This is a genomic window from Massilia mucilaginosa, assembly GCF_011682145.1.
In the GTDB taxonomy this organism is placed as follows: domain Bacteria; phylum Pseudomonadota; class Gammaproteobacteria; order Burkholderiales; family Burkholderiaceae_D; genus Telluria_A; species Telluria_A mucilaginosa.
This window is the reverse complement of sequence record NZ_WHJH01000012.1, coordinates 22,764-46,526: the sequence shown is the minus strand read 5'-3', so window position 1 is coordinate 46,526 and position 23,763 is coordinate 22,764. Positions and strand designations below refer to the sequence as shown.

The following is a 23,763-nucleotide window of genomic DNA, read 5'->3' as shown; positions in this document are numbered from 1 at the left end:
TCGATGTAGGAATCATCTTACATATTGAACAGATTTTGTGAGGCATGGTCACCCAATGTGCATGCGAGCCCGAATATCCCTTCGAAAAATGTACAAATTCACACACAACCGGAAGTCATCTTTTTGCCTTCATTCAGGCAAAGTTTCCACAAAGGCAAAGAAATCATTGATTAGTCGCATGCTAGCATTTTCTTTCCCTTTGAACGCAGCCGGTCGGCCGGGCAGGGGCCGCAGACGGTGGTGGTGCACGCGCTCGACGACCCGCACGACCTGGCCAAGCCGCGCGGCAAGCAGGACTGGCTGCTGGAGCCGCACTCGATCTGGTCGGCCAGGTGCTCGACACCGTGCGCTCTTACACGGCATTGCGTTCGGTCGCCCTCACGCGCGACCGCTTCATGCTCAACGGCCGCCCGTACCTCTTGCGCATGGTGCTCGACCAGGGCTACTGGCCCGACACCCTGATGACCGCGCCGTCCGACCAGGCCCTCAGACCTGGGTGCCGTTCAACGAGTCGTGGGGCGTGCCGAACCTGACCTCGACCCAGGCGCACCGGAATGCGGCCGAAGCGCTGTATCACCTGACCCGCACCCTGGACGGCACGCGCCCGGTGATCGGCAACGATGGCTGGGAAGCCTCGGCCACCGACATCCTCGGCATCCACGATTACGACGCCGACCCGGAGCGCCTGCGCGCGCGCTACGAAACCACCGAGCCGCAACGCACCCTGTTCGACCAGCGTCGCCCGGCCGGGCGCATCTTGACCCTGGACGGTTTTCCGCATCGCGGGCAGCCGATCGTGCTGACCGAATTCGGCGGCATTGCCTACGACAAGCGCGTCACTGCGCAGCCGACCTGGGGCTATGCGCGCGCCGACTCGGACGCCGCTGTCATCGACCATTGCCGGCGCTTGCTGGAAGTGGTCAGCAGCACGCTGCTGTTCAGCGGTTTTTGCTACACCCAGTTCGCCGACACCTTCCAGGAGACCAACGGGCTGCTGTGCGCGGACCGCACGCCCAAGGTGCCGCTGGAGCAAATCAGCGCGGCCACCCGCAATCTGCAGGGGTGAAGCACCGGCGTGTTCATTCGAGCGCGGGCTGGCGTCCGGTTGCTGGCAGCGCCGGCGAACCGTGTGGAGCCGCGCGGCCGCCCGCGTCGACATACGGACGGCAGTCGACCGGCACATCGATCAGGAAGGTGGTGCCGGTGGCCGCCGAGCTGTCCACGGCCACGCTGCCGCCGTGGCTTTCGGCGGCCTGCTTGACGAACGGCAGGCCGATGCCCCAGCCTTGCGTCTGCACCTGCCGCTCGCGCCGCAGATAATCGAAGATGCGCCCGCGCTGCTCCGCGCCGAGCGGCGTGCCGGTGTTGTGCACGGTGAGCACGATATTCCCGTGCGCCTCGGTCAGTTCGATGCGAATCGGCCCGCCGTCGCCGTACTTGATCGCGTTCGACACCAGGTTTTCCAGCGCCCGGCGCAGCGTTTCGCGGCACCACCAGCCGGTGATGCCGGGCGCGGCCACTTCCAGCGCGGCTGGATAGCGGTCGGCGAACTCGCGCTGCACCTCGACGATCAGGTCGCGCATGTCGAAGCGGGTCAGGCGCAGCGGAAGGCGCGCGCCGTTGTGCGCGGTGAGGGCGTCGAGCACCTCGCCAACCATGGTTTCGAGGCGCAGCGCATTGGCGCCGATTTTCTCGCCGAGGCGCCTGGCCTGCGCCAGGTCCTCCGCCACCTCGATCAGCTGCGCGCCGTTGGCGATCACCGCCAGCGGGGTGCGCATGTCGTGCGACAGCGCGGCCGCCACCTTGTGGCGCAGCTGTTCATGGATGGACGTGAATGCGCGCACCGATTCGCGGATGGCGGCGTTGATGGAGCGTTCGATGATGAGCCATTCGGCGCAGCTGATGGCCACGCCCTGCGCGGCGCTGACCTCGCGGATCGCTTCCTGGAGCAACTGGTATTCGTGGATCAGCTGTTCGGCGCCGTAGTCGGTCATGTGGGCGCGCTCGCCGCCGTGCGCGCTCGCCGCGCTGGAGTGGCTGGTGGCGTCGTCGCGCGGGTAGCCGGGCGTGAGCGCTTGCAGAATGTTGGCGTAGAAGGAGGGCAGGGTGTTGATCAGGATGGGCGTGAGCAGCGACTGGGCGCCGCGTATGTGATGACGGACCAGCATCGCCCAATGGTCCAGCACGAGTTCCCGGATACCCTCAAGTGCTTTCGACACCCCGGACAATGGCCGGGCGCCGCTGTTCTGATCGGTCGCCAGTGTCATCTCATCCTCTCAGTCTGCTTGCATCGCCATTGTCGGCCGGGTGCGCTGCATGCGCGGCCCAGGCATGACAAGTTTTTCAGGTTTACAAGCGTACTGTATTTTCGGGATTCGGGTTTGACACTTGAATCGCTACTGCCTGGATCAGCAGTTGCCCTTGGTGTCCATGTGCGGGAAGACGGCCTGGTCCGTGTCGTCGGCGTCGAGCGTGTCATCCGGGTCCGGTTCGACCCGGATGGAGACCATTTTCCCCGCCTTGACTTCGAACAGGATGCGATCGTGCCCGCGCTGCTGCATGATGATGAAGGTGCCCTCGGGCGGGGCGAGATGTCGGCGTGCGGGCATGGCAATTCCTTTGAGTGGTCGAACAAGAAGACGGGCGGCCGCAGCCATGCATCGTGATGGCCTGGTGCCGCGGCCGGCATATCCACCCATAGCGCATGGCGCCGCGGTTCGGTTGACATGCGATGGGCACGCAGACGCAACAGATCGGCGCTGGCGTTTTCAGCGTGATACTTTTCGTAACAAAGTAATCGGAAAATGCGGCATTCTGTGCTTAGCAAGGCAAGTCGATTCCCGTATGATCCGCCCATACTATTAATAGAGAGTTAAAGATGCGTCTTCCACAAGTGATTGCCGTGCGCGCCGCCGCCGGCCTGTGTCTGTTGTTGCTGGTGAGCGGATGTGCGATCCGTTCCATTTCCGATTCCGGGTATCCGGGCGAGTCCGGCCGCTACGGCCGCAGTCATCACACGGCTTACCAGGGCGAGCTGAGCGAATTCAATGTGCTGGGAATCGACACCAGCGTCCCGGTGACGGAAGAGGCGATTCGCGCCGCGCTCGATTCGCGCCAGAAAATGACGGTCGCCCGCAACAGCTCGGTCATGCTGGTGCAATCGGGCGCCATGATTCCCGACGAGGCGATGGTCAAGGCCTTTTCGCAGTATTACCAGCCGATCGCGTTCAGCGGCCGCCCCGAAGGCAGCGAGAGCAAGGCCAATTACGCCGGCCACCTGCGCCTGGCCGCCGCCCGCAGCGGCACCGGGAAAATCATGGTGTATTGGGGCATTCTGGAATCGGGCCGTGAAAATCTGTCGACCAAGGTGGTGTCGTGGGTGCCGATTCTGGGCGCGCTCGTACCCGATGAAAACCAGCGCATGCGCATTCGTCTGAAAGTGGCGCTGGTCGATGTCAAGACCGGCCAGTGGGAGATGTTTTCGCCGGAGCCGTTCGAAGATGTCGACTTCAGCTCGCGCGGCTCGCGCGCGGCCACCGACCAGGCCCAGGTCGCACTGCTGAAGGATAAGGCGTATCGCGCGGCGGTGATGCAGTTGTTTTACAAGTTTTCGAGCTGATTTTCCGGTAATTGCGCGGACGCGCGGTGCCCTGATAGGGCATTGCGTAAGTGTATCGAGCGCGACGCAGAGACTTCTAATCGGTCGCGATCCTATCGTTTTCCGCCTTCGGCGGCTGGGCCAGCACCCACATGAAGTACAGCGCCTTGGCCGCCTTGGCGCGCGTGACCAGGGTCGCGGGCGCCAGTATCCGCCCGTTGACCATGCGTCCGCGCGCAATGCCATCTTCCGAGCGGATCAAGCCGAGTTCATAGGCATCCTTGAGCTTGCCGGCGTATGGCGCGGGCACCGCGCCGGTGTCGCTCAGCTGCTCCCAGCGCAGCAGCGGATAGTACATGGCCCCTTGCGCACCGCTGTCGAGGTTCGGATCGTAGCCGGGCGCGCCCGGCAGCACCGTCTTGCCGTTGTAGTCGGTCAGGTAGCGCGGCCTGGCGCTGAACCGGGCGTGGTAGGCGTCGGCCAGGATGGCGCCCATCGCCGCGCGCGACAGGGGACCGTCGGCATACCCCGCCAGCGCGGCCGCCGGGATGCCCATCAGGCGGCACAGCGCCCCGATGAATTCGTGCGTTTGCATGGCGGCGGCGGGTTTGAAATTGCCCTGCGCATCCTTGCGCAGGGCGCCCAGTTGCAGCAGCTTTTCGATCTGGTTGCGGTAGTACGCAGCGTCGCCGCCCGCGATGTCGCTGGCGAGCTCCGGCTGCAGCGCCGCCCAGGTCCCGCTGGCGATGGCGGCGCGCACGGCGGGCTTCAACTTGCCGGCGATGGCGGCGGCGACCGGGTCGCCCGCGTCGCCCAGCCGCGCCAGTTCGGTGGCGACCATGCGCGCGTATTGCTTGGACAGCGCTTCCTTGAAATGGGTGCCATCGATCTTGTTGGACGGGTGGCCGTTGGCGAAGCTGCCATCGTTGGTCTTGCCAGGCGTCTCGCCGGCCTCGATCGACATCACGATCGCCGTCATCGCCTCCACGCCGCTGTGCTTGTAGTAGGCGATGCTGAGGGCATTCAGGTCGACCAGGGTGACATCCTTCCTGGCGGCGACTCTTCTCAGCAGGTCCGGAAAGCGCCGCTTGCTGAACGAATTGACATATGCCTGGCCCGGTTTCATCTGCCCGTCGACGCGCGACATGGGCGTGACCAGCACCGGCAGCATGCCGCGCGCGCGGATCGCGGGCAGGTACACCTGGGTGAGCATGGCCTCGTACATCGTCTCGGTCGCGCCGCGTCCGAAACGGCGCGTCGTATCCTCGCTTTCGTCGTTGTGGCCGAACTGGATCAGGACGACATCGCCCACATGGCCCGCGAACAGCAGGTCGTTGAGCCGCCCTTCGCTGCAGGCGGAGCGGAACGAAATTGAAGCGCAGTTCGGCCGCCTGCGCCTGCGCAAGCGGTGCAAGGCAGAACAGGCCGGCGGCCAGGGCGGCGATGGCGCCGATAGCGGGAGTCGTCAATGTGTGCATGCTGCCGATGTTAGCAATGTTGGCGCGCAGCGGCACAGGCGCCGCATCAGAAGTCGACCGTGGCCGACAGCAAAACGGTGCGCGGCGGGGCGTAGGTGACCACCTGGTAGGCCGGCACGGTATCCCAGTAGCGGCGGTCGGCCAGGTTTTCCACACTGGCGCGCAGCACCACGGGCCGGCCCGCGATCCGGGTCGCGTAACGCGCACCGAGGTCGATCCGCGTCCATCCCGGCATCTCGACGCTGTTGCTGGCGTTGAAAGCCTGCGCCGATACGTGCTGCACGCGCGCGGTGGCTGTCAGGCCGGGCACCTGCGCCAGGTCCCACTCGGCCCCGAGCTTGGCCACCCATTCGGGCACGCCGGCCGCGCTCTTGCCGTCGAACTCAGCGTTGCGGGTCCTGGTCAGGACGCCGTCGGTCCAGGTCAGCCCGCCCAGCACGCGCAGGCCGCCAGCCGCTTCGCCGGCGGCCTGCCATTCCACGCCCCGGTTGCGCTGCTGGCCGGCGATCCGGTAGACGTTCGCCGCATCGAGAAAGCCGCTCGGCTTCCTGATCTGGAACGCGCTCAGGCTCATGCTCAGCCTGCCCAGGTCGAGCTTGACGCCGGCTTCGCCCTGGCGCGAGACGATCGGCGCAAATACGTCGTTGCGGTTGACCGCGTTCAGCGGCGCCACCGGTCCCTGCGACAGAGCCTCGACGTAGTTCCCGTACACTGACCAACGCGGCGATACCTTGAACACGGCGCCGGCGGCCGGCGTGGTCGCGCTCTTTTTGTATTCGGAGACAAAGGCGCCGGTCTGCCAGCCGAAGGCGGTCACGCGCATCTGCTGGCGCCGCACGCCGGCCGTCAGCAGCAGGCGCTCGCCCAGCAGGGAGATGGTGTCGGCCAGCGCATAGCTGGTCATGCGCGTCGACGACGACGGCAACTGCGGCCCGTCCAGGCCCAGGTCGGCCGGCTGCGGCAAGGTCGCGGGCCGGTAGATGTTCGAGCGCGGCGAGTCGGCCAGGTTCGGATTGTCGGCCGTCAGGTCGGAGCTGAAGCGGGTCGCGGTGGCCACCAGCTGATGCTTGAGCGGGCCGGTGGCCAGGCGCAGGCGCATGCTGGCCTCGGCGCTGCTGGTGTCGGTTTCTTCGGCAAAACCGCTGCCGTAAAAGTCGATATCGCCGCTGGCGCGCAGTTCGCCGAACGGCGAAATCATGCGGCGTTTGGCGCGCGCGCCGCCGTAGGCCGCGCCGACGCTCAGCGTGTCGGTGGCGTCGGCTTCGGCGCGCAGGACGCCGAAGCTGTTCTCCTTGTCCTGGTAGGACCACGCGGGCCACGCGTTGTTCTTGCCGTCGGGCGCCGCCGGCAGGAGCGCGCCGGGGACGTAGAAATTGCTCTTTGCGCCGTCCAGCATCTGCTTGCTGGTGCCAAAGTCGGCGCTCGCGCGCAGGCGCTCGCCGCGATAGTCCAGGCCCGCGCTGATGCTGCTGGCGCGCTGCTTCTCATGGTCGGCCTGCACCTCGCCGGCACGGTGCGCGAGGTTGATGCGCGCGCCGAAGGCGTTGTCGGCACCGAAGCGGCGGCCCACGTCGAGGTGGGCGCCGATGTTGGCGTCGCTCAGGTACGAGGCGGTCAGCTGCGTCAGCGCGGTGTCGGCGGCGCGCTTGGGCACCAGGTTGATGGCGCCGCCGGCGGCCCCGCGCGGGGCGCTGCCGCTGATCAGGGTGCTCGGGCCCTTGAGCACTTCGACCCGTTCCACGCCCTGCAGCACATTGCCTTCGGCGCTGGCGATGCCGTACATGCCGTCGAAGCCGATTTCCTGGCGGTTGATGGCAAAGCCGCGAATATAGAAATTATCGAAGTACCAAGGCCCGTTCATCTGCACCGCCGGGTCGTTGGCCATCACGTCGGCCAGGCTGCGCGCCTGCTGGTTGACCATCAGCTCGGCCGTGTAGGCGGTGACATTGAACGGCACCGCCATGTTGTCGGCGTTGCCCAGCATGCCCAGGCGGGCACCGCGCGCGACCTGGCCGCCGGCGTAGGGCAGGGGCGCCTCGCCGGGCAGGCTCTCGCGCGTGGCGGTGACGGTGATCGGGGTCAGTTCCCGGGCCGCTTGCGCCGTCGCGGCGCCGCTCCAGGCGCTGGCGCCAAGCCCGAAGGCGGTCCTCAGCGCGGCCGACAGCAGGCGCTTGCGCGGGGTCATTTGCATGGTGTTTCTCCGGTGGTCGAACAGCTTGGCCGTGCGGAGAAATGGACATCAGGCAAATCTCTAGCGCACACAGTAATGATTCAATTCATGCAATTGTAAATGAGAATCATTATTATGTGGAAATAATTTTCCGTATGGCTACAGATCGATCTTCACGCTCAGTTTGATCGTGCGTGGCGCACCGGCGGCCAGGCGTCCGCCGGCGCCGGCCCAGTAGCGCTTGTCGCCGAGGTTCTCGAGGTTGGCTTGCCAGGTGCTGCGTTTGCCCATGGTCCGGTTGATGTAGCGCGCGCCCGCCGTCCACAGGGTGGCGCCGCCGAGCCACGCCTGGTTCAGGTCATTGACGGGACGGCGGCCGGTGTACACCATGCCGCTGTTGACCGACAGGCCGGGCGCGGCGTCGTCCAGGGCGTACGAGAGAAAGGCGCTGGCGGTCTTCCTGGACGCGTTCTCCGGCAGCTTGCCGTTGTAGCTGGCATTGATGCCGGCAAATTCCGGTTGCAGGAACTGGGCCGAGGTTTGCCACGCCAGCTGGCGCGTGAGCTGGCCCTGGGTCGCCAGTTCGATGCCGCGGTAGTGCTGTTCGCCGTCGGCCACGAACACGTTGGCCGCGTTGGTGTAGTAGCCGGGACGGTCGATGTCGAACAGCGCGGCCGAGAGCAGGGTGCCGCCCGGCGCGCGCCAGCGCATGCCCAGTTCCTTCTGGCGGCTCACGCCCGGCGCCATGCGCTCGCCCTGGTTGACGGTGCCGGCCGGACCCGCTTCGCCTTCTTCCAGCCCCTGCGCGGCGGAGGCGTACAAGGACAGATCGGCCAGCGGCTTGTAGACCACGGCGACCATCGGCGTGGTCTTGCCGGCCGTGTAGTCGTGCGCGCCCTGCGCGCTGCGGTAGCGCACCTTGCGCGCACCGGCGATCAGCTGCCATTGCGGCGCCAGTTGCATGCGGTCGATGGCGTACAGGCCGTCGTCGCGCGTGTCGAGGGCGGCAGTGGTCGGGGCGGTCGGGCGCGGCGCGTACGCGATGCTGGTGATGGCGACCGGCTCGTACAGGTTCTGCGCGGCGACCGTGTAGGTGCTCTGGTAGATCGGGTCCTGGGTCTTGTCGGTGCGGCTTGCGCCGAGCGTGATCTCGTGCTTGATGGCGCCGGTGCTGGCGCTGCCGAACAGCTCCGCGCGCACGATGCTCGACCCGACCACGCTCTCTTGCGCATTGCCGGCGATGCGGCCGGCGCCGCTGGCCACGGCGGCCGCATTGGTGAAGCGGAAAATCGCCAGCTTGCGTTCGCGCGCCACTTGCGAGCGGCCGGCTTCGAGCGTGAGCGCCCAGCCGTCGGCCAGGGCGTAGTCGGCGCGCAGGGCGACGATTTTACTGGTGGCGTCGAAGCGGGCGCTATCCGGGCCAACCAGGCGCGCCGGATCGACCGCGCGCGGCAGGGCGATGGCGCCGTTGACGGCGGTGGGCAGCGCCACGCCGGCTTGTTCGGTGATGTTGCGGCGGTCGTATTCCAGGTCGGCCTTGAGCAGCAGGCGGCTGTCGACGCGCCAGTCCAGCGCGGCGGAGGCGAAACGGCGGCTGCCGTCGCCGACCTTGTCGAGGTAGCTGCCCAGCGATCCGCCGGCGGCGTTCAGGCGCACGCCGAACTGCTGCCGCGCGCCGAGGCGGCGACCGATGTCGAGGTTGGCGAGCGCCGTGCCCTGGTCGTCGAGCCTGATGCCGGCGCTGGTCACAGGAGCCGTGCCGGCGCGCCTGGTGACGAAGTTGACCACGCCCGCCGGCGAGGTAAAGCCGTAGTACAGCGCCGAGGCACCCTTGAGCACTTCGACGCGCTCCTTGTTCTCCATCGGCACTTGCGAGAAGTTCATGACCGGCACCGAGCCGTTGAGGCGGTAGTTGGTGCGGTTTTCGACCGCGATGCCGCGGATGACCAGCTGGTCCCAGGTCTCGCCGCCGTTCTGCTGGCGCGTCACGCCGGCGGTATTGCGCAGCGCGTCGTACAGGCCGGCGGCGGCCTGCAGTTCCAGTACTTCGCGCGTGATGACGTTGACGGTGGAGGGCACGTCCATCACATCGGCCCCGCGGAAACTCCCGGCAGAGACGGAATGGGGCACGAAGCCCTGGGCGCGCACGGCCGTGATGGTGACCGCGTCGACCGCGCCGCCGTCCCCGGTTTGGGCGGCTGCGTGGGCCTCGATGCAGGCGAAGGAAACGGCGAAGCAGAGAGGGCGCAGGCGCGCCCGGCGTGATGCGGTCATGGTAAAACTTTCAAGAGCTGATGCGAAGGGCGAATATTTTATGCGAAATGGGCATCGAGCGGACGTGCGATCGACGATCAGGGGAAGCTGGCCGGGCACAGGCAGGCGGCAATGCCGGCGCTTGTCGACAGTGGCGAGTGGCTGAAGGAGCGCTTAGCGGAAATGCTGGGGGGGAGAATTACGCACGCGGCCGGATGACCGCGCACGTCACTGACGGCGACGCCTGGCGTCATTTCTCCGCAGGCGGGAATGCTTTCGCTTTGCATTGCGGGCAATACAGATAGACGGTTCGCCCATTGTTCAGCTTGAGCGATCCGGCGCGATACTGCTGGATCTCCCAGACACCCTTGACGCCGTCCTTGAAGGTGACCTCGCCGCTCGAGTAGCAGGGCGACCAGTCGAGCATATGCAGGTAATCGTGTTCGGCGACTTCGCCAGCTTTGCCGAGGTACTGACGGATTTCCTTGTTGCTCAGTTTGAACTTTGCGCACTGCTCGGCCGGCTCGCGGGCCGCCGGCGACGTCGCACCGCTGTTTTGGATAGTGACCGCGCTAATCGGAGGAAGTTGCGCATTGCGCATTGCTGGTTCGGTATCCGAACCAGCGGTCATCGCTTCGGACGCGCTTGCCATTATCGCGAAGAGGAATGGCGCGACTACCATGATGCGCTCTGGGCTTCGGACGGGGTTTTGCGGGAAACCTCCGGGTGCCTGAATATCTCGCTCATCGGTACTCCCAATGTCGACGTCAGCTCGGCAACCAGCCAATGCAGCGACGCATTCTGGGCCTCATTGACCGTTTCATAGATTCCCTGGCTGGTCAGGGCGCCGACAATCTCGATCCCGACGCTGTCCTCGTTCGAGGGATAACGCTGAGGCACCTGCTTGGCTGATTCCCTGCGGTGTTCGGCCGTTGGACTGAAAGTTCTCAGCGCCGTGATCTCGGTCGGGGTGCAGCGGTTCTCAACCAGGCAGCGCGCCTTCAGTTTACCCACGTGCCTGGTCTGTTTGCGCAAGGACGCGACCTGATAAATCGTGCCGTCCTTGTCGATCAAAAAATGCGCGCCGTTTGCATTTTGCAGCAAGTAGCTACTCAAGCTCGAAGCGCCAGTCGAGCCGCCAGTCTGGTGAACGATGATTCCGCGAATCCGGTGTAAAACGCCGTGCTCGATCATAGGGCGTGGTGTCCGCGTTACACGGTCACTGATAATGTACCCTTGATTGTCCACAATAAGCATCAGGTCACCTCTTTCTGTCAGAGTTATTTTGAGGTGGGCAAGATACCCACCTTGAAGGCGTCAAATGCGGCCCGCCAAAGCATAGTAGAAAATGCATTATAACTAACAAAACAAAATTGAGTTATTAAATAACAACTAAGTCAATTAACAATCCTGATGCGTGTCCGGCGGCACTTGTGCGCGTGCCCCGGGCGGCGCTGCGCGCGGCCCGGGGCATCGGTCGGCATTGCGCCGATGGTCAGAAGCTGATGGTTTCGCCGGTATTTCCTTTGATCATGCGCACCTCTTCAACGGCCACCGAGCCCGCCCCGATAAAGGCGTTGGCGCTGCCGAGCGAGCCGTTGGTGCCGGTCGCGGAAGCGGAGGCTGACGAGCGGGCCAGCACCTCGATGGTATTGACGCCGCTGCCCATGCCCGGCGCCACAAAGTTGAAGGCGTTGGCGTTCAGCGTTTTGAGGATCAGTTGCAGTTCTTCGGGGTCGGCGCAGGTCACCACGCCGTAGGCATCGGCCTTGCAGTTCAGGCCCGAGAATCTGGCCTTGAGGGTTTGCGAGCGGTCGCAAAAGACGATCCCGTCGCCCCTTGTGTTCATGGCATCGTTCCCGGTCGAGGGCTGGGCGTAGCTCACCACGCCGGTGGGGCTGGTGATTTTGACTTTCACGCGGATGGTGGCGCGCGCTTCGGCCGTATCGAGCGACCCGTTGACGCTTTTGACGGTGGTATCGGTCACGATGCCGCATTGCAGGGATGCATTGATGAACAAGTCTTTCTGGTTCGCGGTCTTGAGCTGCTGCTTGAGAATGCTGGTCCAGCCATCGCTGCCACTGCCGGCGCAGCCTGCGGCATCGGTGCTATTGCAGGGCGGTAAAACGGTGAGCGACGTGTACGCAAACGTCGCCTTTGCCGATGGCGTCGACTGCGCCGAGGCACTTGTGCCGGTCAGTGCGGCCAGCAGGCCGACGCAGATTGCTGCGGTTTTCACATGAATACGGTAGGTGCATTGCTTATTCATTATTACTCCAGGTCTCAAATTGAAACGTCAACGTTAAATGCACGGGAGATGGCTTTCAACGACCCTGCTCGTCGGACGATGTCTGTCGGCTGAGCAGTCTGGAAACTGTATTGGCATTGCAATAGCTGAACCTTGATTTTGTACAAAATTTGTCGAAGCAACAATATTGTTTCCGGGAGGATCGGTCAGGGTCCGGCCGGCTTGGTATACTGCGCGCATTTTCACGCACAAGGTGATCCGATGGCCCAACCGCTGGAACTGCGCGCGCACGCGTTGCAGTGCTTACTCGAACCCGATCCGGCCACCAAGACGGCGGCGATTGCCGTGCTGGCGCAAGCGCACTTGACCGGCGACTGGCGTGTTGATAATGGCGCCGTGTTCGACGCGGCGCGACCGATACCGGGCCGGCCGGAGCGCCCGCAACTGGTGCCTCCGCGCCTGGTGGGGCGGCGTTCGATGGTGACGGTGGAAGGGCGCGCGATGCTGGTGCATTCGCTGGCCCATATCGAATTCAACGCAATGAACCTGGCGCTCGATGCGCTGTGGCGCTTTCCGGATCTGCCGGACGGCTACTACACCGACTGGCTGCGCGTGGCCAAGGAAGAGGCGCTTCATTTTTCGATGCTGGCCGCGCACCTCGGGGTGCTGGGGTACGGCTATGGCGACTTCCCGGCACACGACAGCCTGTGGGAGATGGTCGAGAAAACCAAAGCCGACGTGGTGGCGCGCATGGCGCTGGTGCCGCGCACGTTAGAGGCACGCGGGCTCGATGCGATTCCGCCGCTGCGCGCAAAAATCGCGCAGGCGGGCGACATGGCGGCAGCCGCCATCCTCGATATCATCCTGCGCGACGAAGTCGGGCATGTGGAGATCGGCAACCGCTGGTACCGCTATCTGTGCCAACAGCGCGGGCTCGATCCGCAGATGGCGTACGCCGAGCTGGCGCTGCGCTACGAAGCGCCGGTGCTGAAGGGGCCGTTCAATATCGACGCGCGCCGGCGGGCCGGGTTCACCGAGGCGGAGCTGATCGATTTTTCGTAAGGCGCGGCGGCATTGAACCTCACAGCGGAAAATTGCGCGGAAAACCGAGCGTAAAGCGGTTGCCGTCGGCGCCGCTTTCAACCCGCGCGGACCCGCCATGCAGCTGCATGATCGAGCGCACGATGGCCAGGCCCAGTCCACCGGTGTCGCCAAGCCCGCTGCGCGCGGCATCGGCCCGGTAAAAGCGCTCGAACAGGTGCGGCAAATGCGCCGCGCCGATCTCCGGGCCGGCGTTGTGCACGCTCACTTCCAGCATCCCGTCGACGACGGCACTGGCGATGCCGATCGTGCTGCCCGGCGTGCCATAACGCAGCGCATTGGCCAGCAGATTGGCCAGCGCGCGCCGCAACAGGGCCGGGTCGGCCAGCACCGTGCCGTGCACGCGGCTGTCGAAGGTCATCCGCCGCTCGTCGGCCATGCCCTCGAAATACTCGCACAGCTGCGCCACCAGCGGCGCCAGATCGACCTCGCTGCGCCGCACCAGCGCATCCGGCTGCTCGTTGCGGGCCAGGAACAGCATGCTGTCGATCATGCGCGCCAGACGCTCGTATTCTTCCTGGTTCGAGGCCAGCAGTTCCTGGTATTCGCCGCTGCTGCGCACGCGCGACAGGGTCTGCTGGGTGTGGCCCATCAGATTATTGAGCGGGGTGCGCAGTTCGTGCGCCAGGTCTTCGGAGAAGCGCGACAGTTGGGCAAAGCCGTGTTCCAGCCGCGCCAGCATGGTGTCCAGCGCCGCGCTCAGCTCGGCCAGCTCGCTGACGTCGTCGGGTCCGGCCAGGCGCAGGTGCAGGTGCGCGCTGTCGATGGCCGCCGCGCGCGCCGCCAGCCGCCGCACCGGGGCCAGCCCGTGCCGGCTCACCTGCCAGCCCAGCGCGAACATGAGCAGGGCGCTGGCGGCCAGCGCCAGCAGGACCTTGGCGCGGTAGGATGCCATCATCTGGTCGCGCTCGGCCAGCAGCTTGCCGGCCACCAGGGTCAGGCCCGCGCCACGGTGTTCCAGGCGGCGCCAGGCCAAGCGCGCCGGCGTGGGGCCCGGCAGGTCGCCGAACTGGATGTCGGAGCGGCCCGGCAAGCGTGGGACGGGCAAGTGCGCCGGATTGACCGAGATGCGCGCGGCGCCCTGGTCGTCGACGATCCACAGCATGCTGTCGCGGTTGCCCATCATGTTCCCGTAGAGCTGGGGCCGGCGTTGCAGGGCGTCGATGCTGGCGCTGTCGTCGATCAGCGCGCCCATGCGCTCGACCCTGCCGGCCAGCGCCTGGTCGTCGCGCCCGGCCAGTTCGCGCGCCAGCGATTGGTACAGGTACAGGCCCATGGCGCCGGTCAGCACAGCGCCGGCCAGCGCGAATTGCAGCGCCAGGCGCAGGCTCAGCGAGCGTACGGCGGGCATCAGGGCGGCGCTTCCAGCAGGTAGCCGGTGCCGCGCAGCGTGTGGATCAGCTTGACGGGGTAGGGGTCGTCGACCTTGGCGCGCAGGCGGCGAATGGCGACGTCGACGACGTTGGTGTCGCTGTCGAAATTCATCTGCCACACCTGGGAGGCAATGAAGCTGCGCGAGAGCGCTTCGCCTTCGCGGCTGAGCAGCAGGTGCAGCAGCGCGAATTCCTTGTTGGTGAGAACGATGCGCTCGCCGTTGCGGGTTACCTTGCGGCGCAGCAGGTCCAGGTGCAGGTCGGCCACTTGCAGGGTGTCGAGTTCGCGCGGCGGACCGCGCCGCAGCAGGGTGCGCACGCGCGCCAGCAGTTCGGCGTAGGAAAAAGGCTTGACCAGATAATCGTCGGCGCCCAGTTCGAGCCCCTTGACGCGGTCTTCGACGGCGTCGCGCGCGGTCAGGAACAGCACCGGCGTGGCGCCGCGCTGGCGCACGATGTTCAGCAGCTGCCAGCCGTCCAGGCCGGGCAGCATGACGTCGAGGATGATCAGGTCGAATGTTTCTTCCTCGATCAGATGGCGGCCGTCGTGGCCGTCGCTCGCGACCGACACCATGTAGCCGGACTCGCCCAGGCCCTTGCGCAGGTAGTCCGCCGTCTTGCTTTCATCTTCCACCAACAATATGCGCATGCCCGCTCCTTTGCCACTGGCCCGATTATGCCCCAGCCCGGCATGCGCCTGGGTTACAAATTCGTCATGCGGCTGTCATCGTGGCGTGGGGGAGGGGGCGCTAGCATGGGGGTCTTTGCTGCCAACCCGAAGGACCGACATGGCTGTGCGCCTCGCTTCACTGACATTGTCGCTGCTGCTCGCTGGCGGCGGCGCGGCCGCCGCAGCGGTGCTGCGGCCCGACATCACGCTGCCGCTGGCCGGCGAACTGGTCGACGCCACCCTGGCCGCCTGCCAGGCGCAGGGGCGCGGCGCGGCGGTGGCCGTGGTCGACCGCGGCGGCAACCTGGTGGCGCTCAAGCGCGCCGACGGGGTCGGTCCGCACAACACGCTGGCGGCCCGGCGCAAGGCGTACACCGCCTTGTCGGCCAAGACGCCGACCCGGGTGCTGGCCGAACGGGCGCGCACCGACCCCGACAGCGCCAACCTGAGCACCGTGCCGGAATTGCTGTTGCTGGGCGGCGGCTTGCCGCTGATGTCCGGGAACGAGGTCATCGGCGCTATCGGCGTGGCCGGAGCCGGTGGCGCGGCGATGGACGAGACCTGCGCCGCGCGCGCCATCGCAGCGCTGGCAGCGAAGCTGTCGATTCAATCAACTAGAGGAGTATCACCATGAAACTGACATCACTCGCCGCCGCCCTGATCCTGTCGGGCAGCGCGCAACTGGCCGCCGCCGCCAATCCGCTCAGCGTGCACGTGCTCAATTTGCAGGATGGTTTGCCGTCGGCCCAGGTCGACGTGACCCTGGAAAGGCAGGCTGGCAAGCAGTGGGTTGCGCTCGCTTCGGGCACGACCAATGCCGATGGCCGCATCCCCGCGCTGTTTCCCGAGGGCGAGCGCTTCGACAAGGGGATTTACCGGGTGACCTTCAAGACCGGCGCCTGGTTCGCCGCCAGGAAGACCGACAGCTTCTTCCCGGAAGTACCGGTCGTGTTCGTGGTCGATGGCAAGCTTGCGCATTACCACATTCCCTTGCTGATCAGCCCGTTCGGGTTTTCGACCTACCGCGGTAACTGAACCGCGCCGGGTCAGCGCATCTTGAGTGCGTCGGTGAGGGACCACTTGAGCGGTGCGCCGGCGCTGTCGGTGATGGTGGTCAGTTCGCCGAAGATGCGCCCCTGCACGTTGTCCGGCAGGCGCACGAAGGCCGTATTGCCGACCGCATCGTCGCCGTGCACGAAGCCCCAGGTAAAGAACTTGATCGCCGCGACCGTCTTGTCGGGCGTGGTGCTGACCTGCGGCACGATGGCGTAGGTGCTGGCGGTGATCGGCCAGCTGGCCGCGCCCGGTTTGTCGGTCAGCATTTCTTCATACGCACCTTTGCTGGCCCAGCCGCTGTTGTTCATCGCCGACGAGAAACCCGCGCCTGTCGGCGAGACGAATTTGCCGTCGCGGTTTTTCAGGCTGGCGAAGCTGAGCTTGTTCTTCGCGACATACTGGAAGTCGACGTAGGCAATCGCCCCCGCCGTCTGCTTGACCGCGGCCACCGCGCCGGAACTGCCTTTCACGGGCGTGGTGCCGGCAGCCCAGGCGATGCTGTAATTGCTGCCGTAGCTGGCTTTCCACTGGGCGCTGCTCTTGCTCAGGTAGTCGGAGAAGTTGTAGGTGGTGCCGGAGCCGTCCTGGCGCGTCACGACCGTGATCGCCAGGCTGGGCAGGGCCAGTTCGGGATTGACGGCCTGCACCTTCGGATCATTCCATTTCGTGATTTTTCGGCTGAAAATGTCGGCCAGCAGTTCGCCGGTCAATTTGAGCTGGCCGCTGCTCACGCCCGGCAGATTGAAGACCGGCACGATGCCCGAGACCGCCGTCGGGAAACACAGCAGTTTGCCGGCCTTGCGTTCGTCGGCGGACAGGGCGACGTCGGTCGCGCCGAAGTCGACCTTGCGGTTCTTGACCTGCGCAATGCCTTCGGTGGAACTGCTGGATTGATAGCTCAGGCTCACGTTCGACGACTTGCTGTAGGCGCTCGCCATCGAGGTGTACAGGATTTCGGCGGCCGACGAGCCGGCGCCGGTCAATGCCGTTTGTGCATGGACAGCGGGCGAGGCCGCGAGGATGGCGGCAAAGATGATCTTTTTAGTATAGGACATAGCGGTATTTCCGTGTTCGATAGGTGGTTCAGGGTGTGGCGACCGCGCGGCTCCGGCGCCATGGCGGGCGGAAACGTGAGCGGGAGTGTCGCGTATCTCAGGCTATGCCGGGCTTGGCGCGGCAAGTTTGCAGGCCTGTAACGCGGCACAATGCCACGGCAGGCTGGAACGCTGGCAGTGTCGCCGGCTAAGCTGCCAGCGACCTGTTGATAGATAACTTTTTACGAACAATCATTCTACACGGAAATATGTTGCGCGAGGCCCGCACAGCAGTCTTTAGAGTAAATGCTCGGAATTGCGCGCTGTTAGCGCTATTAAGAAAAACAACTTGCGGATGGGTGGCGATTGTAAATACACAAACTTGCCATCCTTGCCACGTAAAGTGCCGACTTGATTGGCTAAATGCTATGTCGCGGCCCGATCGGTAACGCGCGGCTGGGTGCGCAGCTTAACAAGCCACCGCCCGGGCGGTGGCTGTTTGCCCTGGCGCGCGCCTCAGGCGGCTGCGGCGTCGCTCTTTTCATCGTCGCCTTCGCCTTCTTCCAGGGCCTGGTCCGCCTTGTATTTGAGCTGAGCGGCGCTGCAGGCCGAGATGTCCAGATCGTCGCGCACGCCCTTGTAGGTCGAGATATGCAGTTTGCCGTCGGGATGGGCGTACAGGTAGCGCACGTCGACCAGGGCGCCGACCGGGGGAATCTCGAAGTTCGACGAAATGGTGACCTTGCCCATGTCGACCTTGGCGCCGGCGGCGTCGAACACCGCCAGGTGCACGCTGCGCTTGCCCTTGGCGACCTGCTCGACCAGGAAGGTGCTGGTTTCATAGAACACGTGCTTGAGGGCGTCGCCGCCCGAGGCCGGCCGGCCGTGGGCGTAGGTGGCGTCCGACTTGCGGAACACCACGCCTTCGCCGCGTTTTTGCCGGATTCGCTCGAAGGCCTCGGTCTTGGCCGCCGTGCCCCGGTACAGCGGTGAGACCGCCACGTTGGCAGTCGCCCCCACGGCCCCGCTGAGCAGCGCGTGGCGTTCCTCGAAGCCGAGCTCGTGCAGCTTGCGCCCGCCCAGTTCGAGGATATCGAAGAGGGACAGGCGCGGACCGGGCAGCGCTTCGCCATCGAGGATGGTGCCCGCAGGCAGGCTGGACAGGTCCTGTACCACGCCCAGCGGCAGCGGGACCGGAAAGCCATTGCGCTTGCTGCCGACCAGTTCGCCCGGCGCCTTGACCGACACCATGCGCCGATGGCCGTCATCCTTTTCCTGCATGACCCAGGCGTCGTCCCGCAGCAGTTTGAGGGCGCGCTCTTCGGGGATGGGATTGAGCAACTGCGGCAGCACGCCGGTGAAGGCCGATGCCAGTTCGGTGCCCTGATAGGGCACGCCGGCGTCGTCGGGGCTGTAGCCGCCTTTCAGCTTGCTGCGGACGAGGGTGTCGTAGATCTCCTTCGCTTCGGCGTAGGGCAGCGGCGTGGCGGTCTTGGCCTGGTGGGTCAGGGCGCTGCCGCGCCGGCCGTTGCGCCCGTACACCATCCAGCCGCCCTCGACCGGGTCGAGGTGGCAATGGTATTCCTTGTCGGTCGAGCCCTTGGTCTGGTACAGCGAGACTGATTCTTTTTCCATGCGATTGTCCTGACAAATTAAATGAGAAGATCCACGTTGCGCCGGCGTCAGCCATGCTGGCACGCCTGGCGGCGCCGGTGGTAAGATCGCGGCATGACAAATACACTTTCCACCACGCTTCAGCCGACCCTGGTCCATACCCTGCGCATGCCGATTCGCTGGGGCGACATGGATGCCATGGGCCACGTCAACAATACCGTGTACTTTCGCTATATCGAACAGGCGCGCATTTCCTGGTTCGACGACATCGCCTGCACCCCCGATCCGGTCGGCGAGGGACCGGTCATCGTCAACGCCCACTGTTCGTTCCTGAAACAGCTCAAGTACCCGGGCGAGATCGAGATCAGCACCTTCGTCGGCCCGCCGGGGCGCTCCAGCTTCGAGATGTTCCACCAGATCCGCATGGTCGGCGCGGACGGCAATCCGGGCACCTTGCACGCCGAGGGCGGCGCCAAGATCGTCTGGGTCAATTTTCCGGCCGAAAAATCGGTGCCGCTGCCGCCGGCGATCTGCAAGCTTCTGCCGCCAGGTAAGCTTCTACCAGGCAAGTAAGGCGCTGCCGGGTCCGGCAGTATCGTATCAGCAATTCAAACTTTGGCAAATATGCAATGCCACTCCGGCCGTTGCGCGCACTGGCCTCTCTAACGAAAAAGCCCCTGGAATCCAGGGGCTTTTTGCTTGGTGCGATGGCGCTCGCGCGCCGGGCTCGCTTACTTGGGGTTGTTCAGCAGCGAGTGACGGCGCGAATACGCAAAGTACACCAGCAGGCCGATCGCCAGCCAGATGCCGAAGGCGATCCAGGTGGTTTTGCTCAGGAAGGTCATCAGGGCGACGCAAAAGATGATGGCCAGTCCCGGCACCACCGGCACGCCAGGGCAGCGGAAGGCGCGCGGCAGGTCCGGACGGGTCTTGCGCAGCACGATCACCGCCACCGACACCAGGCAGAACGCGGCCAGGGTGCCGATGTTGATCAGCTCGGCCAGTACGCCGAGCGGCACCACGGCGGCGATCAGGCCGAACACGATGCCGACGATCCAGGTGGCCAGGAAGGGCGTGCCGTATTTCGGGTGCACCTTGGCCAGGCGCTGCGGCAGCAGGCCGTCGCGCGACATGGCGAAAATCACGCGGGTCTGGCCGTAGGTCATTACCAGGATCACGGTGGTCATGCCCAGGATGGCGCCCAGGTCGACGAAGCCGGCGACCCAGTTCTGCTTGGCGTACTGCAGGGCCAGCGAGACCGGGTGATCGACCCCGGCAAACTGCTGGTAAGGCACGATGCCGGTCATGATGGCCGAGACGATCACGTACAGGATGGTGCACACCACCAGCGAGCCGATGATGCCGATCGGCAGGTCGCGCTCGGGGCGCTTGACTTCTTCCGCCGCCGAGGTCACCGCATCGAAGCCGATGAAGGCGAAGAACACCAGCGCCGCCGCACTCATCGTGCCGTTCATCCCGAACGGCATGAAGGGCTGCCAGTTGGACGGCTCGACGTAGCGCGCGCCGACGACGATAAACAGCAGCACCACGCCGACCTTGATCACCACCATCACGCTGTTGATGCGGGCCGATTCACGCACGCCGAACGAGAGCATGGCGGTGAGCAGCAGCATGATGATCATGGCCGGCAGGTTGAACAGGGTGTCGACGCCGGGAATCGAACCGGGCGCGGCCGTGAGCGCGACCGGCAGCTTGATGCCGAAACCGCCGATCAGCGACTGGAAGTAGCCGGACCAGCCGACCGACACGGCCGAGGTGGCCAATCCGTATTCGAGCAGCAAATCCCAGCCGATCATCCACGCCACCACTTCGCCCATGGTGGCGTAGCTGTAGGTGTAGATCGAGCCGGCCACGGGAATGGTGGAGGCAAATTCGGCGTAGCACAGGGCGGCGAAACCGCAGGCCATCGCGGCGATGATGAAAGACAGGGTCAGGGCCGGTCCGGCCGTCACGGCGCCGGTGCCGGTCAGCACGAAAATGCCGGTGCCGACGATGGCACCGATGCCCATCAGGACCAGGTCAAGCGGCCCCAGCACTTTCTTCAACCCGCCGGCGGCGCGGCTTTGCGCCACCATGGCGTCCAGGTTTTTGGTTCGGAAAAGGCTCATTCAATTGTCTCGCTTAAAGTCTTATGTTTTTAAGATGCCACCCCGGCAGCTTCTTTACGGCAGAGGTGTACGACTACTGCGCCCGGGATTGTAACTTACCGGGCGCGGGCATTGACGAGTTGCGGGAGAAAAGATGGCGAAAAGAAAACAAAAGCGGGGAGCGGAAAGGGCGCGCGCGCCGGGCGCTGCCGGCGCACACGCGCTTCAATCAGGCATACAGGAGGGAGGGCGGCTGGCTGTCCACGCCGCTGAGCAGGATGAGCGGGGCGTCCGCGTGCGGCGGTGCGTCGCCGATGGGGGACAGGCCGCCGGCCGAGGTCGGCAGAGAAGCGACCGCTTTGATCACCTGGGTCTGGAAGGTGAACGCATCGGTATTGGCGGTCACCTGTTTGAGCAGGTCGCGCGACACGGCGGCTGCGCCCAGGCCGTTATAGGCGCCGGTCTTGCCTTCGGTTTCCAGGCCGTAGGTAAAATTCGAGGCCACGCTGATCTTGTTGCCGATCAGAAGGGCGTCGAGCTTGCCCTGGGTGCTGCTGTTGCCCTGCGCGCCGGCCATGATCGACAGCGAGGCGTTGGCGCGCGTGAGCGCGCCGGTGTTGATGGCGCCGGTCCAGAAATCGAGGCCGCCCTGGTCCGGCTCACGGCCGAGCAAGTTGCTGTAGATCGCCCGTACGAAGGCCTTGTTGTCGCCCGAGTACAGGGCGTTCGACTCGGCGCTCGAGCCGAACGAGTCGATCAGGCCTTTGACGCTGGCGTCGGTGTTGTAGCGGGCACTCAGTTCGGCCGCGCTCGACGGTGCATTGAGCTCGCTCAGGCGCGCCTGGAAACCCTTCAGGCCGCCCGTGTCGGCCGCGCGTCCGAAGTAGCTGACGTACAGCGCCTGGGCCAGGTCGCTGTGGCGGATGTCGCTCACGCTGTCGCTGAAGCGCAGTTTTTCCACATTGCGCAGGCTGTCGACGCCATCGTTGCTGACCAGCGAGTAAATCTTCAGTTCGGCGCCGCTCTTGACGATGTCGTAATCGCCGCGCTTGCCTGTGTAGACCATGGTGTCGACCCCGCCCGCACCATCGACCAGGTCGCTGCTCTTGGTGGCCATGAAGATGTCGACGCCGTCGTTGCCGATCATGGTGTTGGTCGGTTTCGGGATGGTGTCGAGGTCGGCGTAGATCGACAGCGCCGCACTGAGGTGTACAGCGGCCGAGCCCTGGTGCCAGCCGGCTTCGACGTACGCCTTGCCCGAATACGGCGCGACGAAGTTGGACAGGTAGTCCATGCCGTAGCCGGAATCGCTTTCCTTGTCGATCGCGATCACTCTGCCGGCTTGATCGTACAGCGTGATCATGTAGGGATCGAAAAAGCTGTGGCTGAAAATATCGTAGGTGGCGTTCTCGATCATCGTGAACGAGTACAGATCGTCCAGGGCCGCGTAAGCGCTGTTGGTGTTCGCATCGACCGACAGGTCCCACCCCGAGCCGGGGCTGAGCCCAGACGGTTTGTCGAGCACCAGCGGATGGGCTAGAGCAAGTTGTTGCGCTGTCAAGGAGGGCAGGTAATCGATTGTGGGGTAGGCCATGATGGGGTCCTTGTCGTTCGTCTGGGGAAGCGGCATGCCTGACAAGCCGCTCGCATGGGTTCAGTATTCCACGAGTGCCGTTCAATTTCTAGATAGAAATATGTCTTTCTTGTTAATGGGCTGTTAGCAGTTGTAAGCACTGGTAAGCCTGCATGTCCGGCGGCCGATTTCGTGATGGGTAGTCTGTACGCGGACAAGCGTGTTGATAAAAACGACATTAGTATAAAATATATCATTGATATTGATAAAAATCATGACATCCGCATAAGAAACTATTATCATAGGCAATTCTTTATGTAACTCGGAGTAACACATATGTTGAACACCATGCAAACCAGGCTGTGCCTGGCCGTTATCGCGGTCGCGGCCCTGGCCGGTTGCGCCACCAGCACCAAGCCGGGCGCCGTCGGCGTCACCCGTACCCAGCTGATGATCGTGCCGGCGTCGGAAGTGGACGCGATGGCGCTGAGCGATTTCAGCAACCAGAACCAGAAGGCAAAAAGTGCGGGACGCCTGCTGACCAGCGGGCCTGAATACACGCGCGTTGCGCGCATCGCCAAGGCTTTGCAGGTGCAGGTACCGGTGTTCCGCGACGATACCAAGGACTGGAAATGGGAACTGGCGCTGATCGACGCGCCGATCCTCAACGCCACCTGCGCTCCGGGCGGCAAGATCACCTTTTACACGGGCTTGATTCGCAAGCTGAAACTGACCGACGATGAAATCGCGATGATCATGGGCCACGAGATCGCCCACGCTTTGCGCGAGCACGGCCGTGAGCGCATGTCGCAGGCCAAGGCCACCGGCGGCCTGGCCGCGCTGGCCAGCGTGCTGGCGCCGACCAAGGGCTTGCAGGTCGCCGTTGCCAGCGAAGCGTCGCACTACCTGTTCACCTTGCCGAACTCGCGCCAGAACGAAACGGAAGCGGACACCATCGGCCTGGAACTGGCGGCACGCGCCGGCTACAATCCGAAAGCGGCGATGTCGGTGTGGGAAAAGATGGCGGCCGAAGGGGGCGGTGCCGGCAATGCCGAGTTCTTGTCGACCCACCCGGCCGACTCGACCCGGATCGCTTCGCTGACCGCGATGCAGCCGCGCGTGTTGCCGCTGTATGAGGCGTCCACCAAGCCGGAACAGGCAAAGCCGGAACAGGTCAAGACAGAGCCGGTAAAAGCACGCCCGGCAAAAGCAGGCGCGACGAAAAAATCCAAGGCCAAGTAAGACCAGGCCAGTGCGCGGCGATTCGCAAGAAACGCTGCGCACCGGCTCTGGCGCGCGGGCGTGCTCAGGCCAACTTGAGCGCGTCCGCGCTGTTGCCGGCCACCGTCAGTTCGACGACGGGCGCGTCGTGCGGCGCGAACGGCGCCTCCCCGGCCCGATCGGGCCCGCCGCGCGGCGGCGGCAGCCTCATCATCGCAGCAATCGCATCGTCCTCAAAAGCGACCACATCGGTCGTTGCCGTGGCG

The 23,763-nt window shown here is 64.8% G+C and carries 23 protein-coding genes; 8 read left to right on the top strand and 15 right to left on the bottom strand.

Annotation, left to right across the window (positions count from 1 at the left end; translation table 11 throughout):
* Window positions 1-344 precede the first annotated feature (344 nt).
* Together F2P45_RS36160 and F2P45_RS12650 are read left to right on the top strand one after the other, a co-directional pair.
* Window positions 345-533 carry a hypothetical protein gene (locus F2P45_RS36160; protein ID WP_229505055.1) on the top strand — a complete coding sequence of 63 codons (189 nt, stop codon included), beginning with the start codon at window positions 345-347 and terminating at the stop codon, window positions 531-533.
* Entirely contained in the window at window positions 521-1,066 is a 546-nt protein-coding gene (locus F2P45_RS12650; protein WP_229505054.1) for a hypothetical protein, read from the top strand. Before F2P45_RS36160 ends, F2P45_RS12650 begins: the two co-directional genes overlap by 13 nt.
* Before the next feature lie 13 nt (window positions 1,067-1,079).
* Here the strand turns inward: F2P45_RS12650 and F2P45_RS12645 are convergent, their stop codons facing one another.
* Together F2P45_RS12645 and F2P45_RS12640 are read right to left on the bottom strand one after the other, a co-directional pair.
* Window positions 1,080-2,267: a sensor histidine kinase gene (locus F2P45_RS12645; RefSeq protein WP_166875078.1), complete on the bottom strand. Its 1,188-nt coding sequence runs from the start codon at window positions 2,265-2,267 to the stop codon at window positions 1,080-1,082.
* A 141-nt stretch (window positions 2,268-2,408) separates the two neighbouring features.
* Window positions 2,409-2,609, bottom strand: coding sequence for a hypothetical protein (locus F2P45_RS12640; RefSeq protein WP_166875075.1), 201 nt, complete (start codon window positions 2,607-2,609; stop codon window positions 2,409-2,411).
* A gap of 269 nt (window positions 2,610-2,878) precedes the next feature.
* On the opposite strand from F2P45_RS12640, the gene F2P45_RS12635 reads away from it, so the two are divergent.
* Window positions 2,879-3,619, top strand: coding sequence for a lipoprotein YafT (locus F2P45_RS12635; protein ID WP_166875072.1), 741 nt, complete (start codon window positions 2,879-2,881; stop codon window positions 3,617-3,619).
* 76 nt (window positions 3,620-3,695) lie between these two features.
* On the opposite strand, the gene F2P45_RS12630 is transcribed toward F2P45_RS12635, so the two are convergent.
* The 6 genes from F2P45_RS12630 to F2P45_RS12605 all read right to left on the bottom strand — a co-directional run bounded on the left by F2P45_RS12630 (window position 3,696) and on the right by F2P45_RS12605 (window position 11,768).
* Window positions 3,696-5,003 carry an SGNH/GDSL hydrolase family protein gene (locus F2P45_RS12630; RefSeq protein WP_223164729.1) on the bottom strand — a complete coding sequence of 436 codons (1,308 nt, stop codon included), beginning with the start codon at window positions 5,001-5,003 and terminating at the stop codon, window positions 3,696-3,698.
* A 119-nt stretch (window positions 5,004-5,122) separates the two neighbouring features.
* Window positions 5,123-7,267 carry a TonB-dependent receptor gene (locus tag F2P45_RS12625; protein ID WP_166875066.1) on the bottom strand — a complete coding sequence of 715 codons (2,145 nt, stop codon included), beginning with the start codon at window positions 7,265-7,267 and terminating at the stop codon, window positions 5,123-5,125.
* 138 nt (window positions 7,268-7,405) lie between these two features.
* Window positions 7,406-9,520, bottom strand: a complete 2,115-nt coding sequence (locus F2P45_RS12620; protein WP_166875063.1) for a TonB-dependent siderophore receptor — start codon at window positions 9,518-9,520, stop codon at window positions 7,406-7,408.
* Between the two features lie 229 nt (window positions 9,521-9,749).
* The gene (locus F2P45_RS12615; protein ID WP_166875061.1) at window positions 9,750-10,181 is read right to left on the bottom strand and encodes a hypothetical protein; all 432 of its coding nucleotides are present in this window, start codon (window positions 10,179-10,181) and stop codon (window positions 9,750-9,752) included.
* Window positions 10,175-10,693 (bottom strand): peptidoglycan recognition protein family protein, encoded by a 519-nt coding sequence (locus F2P45_RS12610; RefSeq protein WP_308613482.1) that lies wholly within the window; start codon window positions 10,691-10,693, stop codon window positions 10,175-10,177. The genes F2P45_RS12615 and F2P45_RS12610 overlap by 7 nt, the downstream gene beginning before the upstream one ends.
* Before the next feature lie 301 nt (window positions 10,694-10,994).
* Window positions 10,995-11,768: a hypothetical protein gene (locus F2P45_RS12605; protein ID WP_166875054.1), complete on the bottom strand. Its 774-nt coding sequence runs from the start codon at window positions 11,766-11,768 to the stop codon at window positions 10,995-10,997.
* A gap of 240 nt (window positions 11,769-12,008) precedes the next feature.
* On the opposite strand from F2P45_RS12605, the gene F2P45_RS12600 reads away from it, so the two are divergent.
* Window positions 12,009-12,809: a ferritin-like domain-containing protein gene (locus F2P45_RS12600; protein WP_166875051.1), complete on the top strand. Its 801-nt coding sequence runs from the start codon at window positions 12,009-12,011 to the stop codon at window positions 12,807-12,809.
* 19 nt (window positions 12,810-12,828) lie between these two features.
* Here the strand turns inward: F2P45_RS12600 and F2P45_RS12595 are convergent, their stop codons facing one another.
* Together F2P45_RS12595 and F2P45_RS12590 are read right to left on the bottom strand one after the other, a co-directional pair.
* Window positions 12,829-14,199: a heavy metal sensor histidine kinase gene (locus F2P45_RS12595; protein WP_166875048.1), complete on the bottom strand. Its 1,371-nt coding sequence runs from the start codon at window positions 14,197-14,199 to the stop codon at window positions 12,829-12,831.
* Window positions 14,199-14,870 carry a heavy metal response regulator transcription factor gene (locus F2P45_RS12590; protein ID WP_166875045.1) on the bottom strand — a complete coding sequence of 224 codons (672 nt, stop codon included), beginning with the start codon at window positions 14,868-14,870 and terminating at the stop codon, window positions 14,199-14,201. Before F2P45_RS12590 ends, F2P45_RS12595 begins: the two co-directional genes overlap by 1 nt.
* Window positions 14,871-15,009: 139 nt before the next feature.
* Between F2P45_RS12590 and F2P45_RS12585 the strand changes: the two genes are divergently transcribed.
* Entirely contained in the window at window positions 15,010-15,525 is a 516-nt protein-coding gene (locus F2P45_RS12585) for a GlcG/HbpS family heme-binding protein (protein ID WP_166875043.1), read from the top strand.
* Window positions 15,522-15,926 carry a hydroxyisourate hydrolase gene (gene uraH / locus F2P45_RS12580; RefSeq protein ID WP_166875041.1) on the top strand — a complete coding sequence of 135 codons (405 nt, stop codon included), beginning with the start codon at window positions 15,522-15,524 and terminating at the stop codon, window positions 15,924-15,926. Before F2P45_RS12585 ends, uraH begins: the two co-directional genes overlap by 4 nt.
* An 11-nt stretch (window positions 15,927-15,937) precedes the next feature.
* Here the strand turns inward: uraH and pstS are convergent, their stop codons facing one another.
* Both pstS and F2P45_RS12570 read right to left on the bottom strand, forming a co-directional pair.
* Complete coding sequence (gene pstS, locus F2P45_RS12575; RefSeq protein ID WP_166875038.1) at window positions 15,938-17,002, bottom strand: phosphate ABC transporter substrate-binding protein PstS; 1,065 nt, start codon at window positions 17,000-17,002, stop codon at window positions 15,938-15,940.
* Between the two features lie 495 nt (window positions 17,003-17,497).
* On the bottom strand, window positions 17,498-18,616 hold the full coding sequence (locus F2P45_RS12570) for an ATP-dependent DNA ligase (RefSeq protein WP_166875035.1): 1,119 nt from the start codon (window positions 18,614-18,616) through the stop codon (window positions 17,498-17,500).
* Window positions 18,617-18,709: 93 nt separating this feature from the next.
* On the opposite strand from F2P45_RS12570, the gene F2P45_RS12565 reads away from it, so the two are divergent.
* Window positions 18,710-19,168 (top strand): acyl-CoA thioesterase, encoded by a 459-nt coding sequence (locus F2P45_RS12565; protein WP_166875033.1) that lies wholly within the window; start codon window positions 18,710-18,712, stop codon window positions 19,166-19,168.
* Between the two features lie 158 nt (window positions 19,169-19,326).
* Here F2P45_RS12565 and bcaP read toward each other — a convergent pair whose 3' ends face one another.
* Together bcaP and F2P45_RS12555 are read right to left on the bottom strand one after the other, a co-directional pair.
* Window positions 19,327-20,724 (bottom strand): branched-chain amino acid transporter BcaP, encoded by a 1,398-nt coding sequence (gene bcaP / locus F2P45_RS12560; protein ID WP_166875030.1) that lies wholly within the window; start codon window positions 20,722-20,724, stop codon window positions 19,327-19,329.
* A gap of 208 nt (window positions 20,725-20,932) precedes the next feature.
* Window positions 20,933-22,297: a DUF4214 domain-containing protein gene (locus F2P45_RS12555; protein ID WP_166875027.1), complete on the bottom strand. Its 1,365-nt coding sequence runs from the start codon at window positions 22,295-22,297 to the stop codon at window positions 20,933-20,935.
* 315 nt (window positions 22,298-22,612) lie between these two features.
* Between F2P45_RS12555 and F2P45_RS12550 the strand changes: the two genes are divergently transcribed.
* The gene (locus F2P45_RS12550; protein WP_223164728.1) at window positions 22,613-23,518 is read left to right on the top strand and encodes a M48 family metallopeptidase; all 906 of its coding nucleotides are present in this window, start codon (window positions 22,613-22,615) and stop codon (window positions 23,516-23,518) included.
* A 64-nt stretch (window positions 23,519-23,582) separates the two neighbouring features.
* Here F2P45_RS12550 and F2P45_RS12545 read toward each other — a convergent pair whose 3' ends face one another.
* Window positions 23,583-23,744, bottom strand: a complete 162-nt coding sequence (locus F2P45_RS12545) for a hypothetical protein (protein ID WP_166875025.1) — start codon at window positions 23,742-23,744, stop codon at window positions 23,583-23,585.
* Window positions 23,745-23,763: the final 19 nt, after the last annotated feature.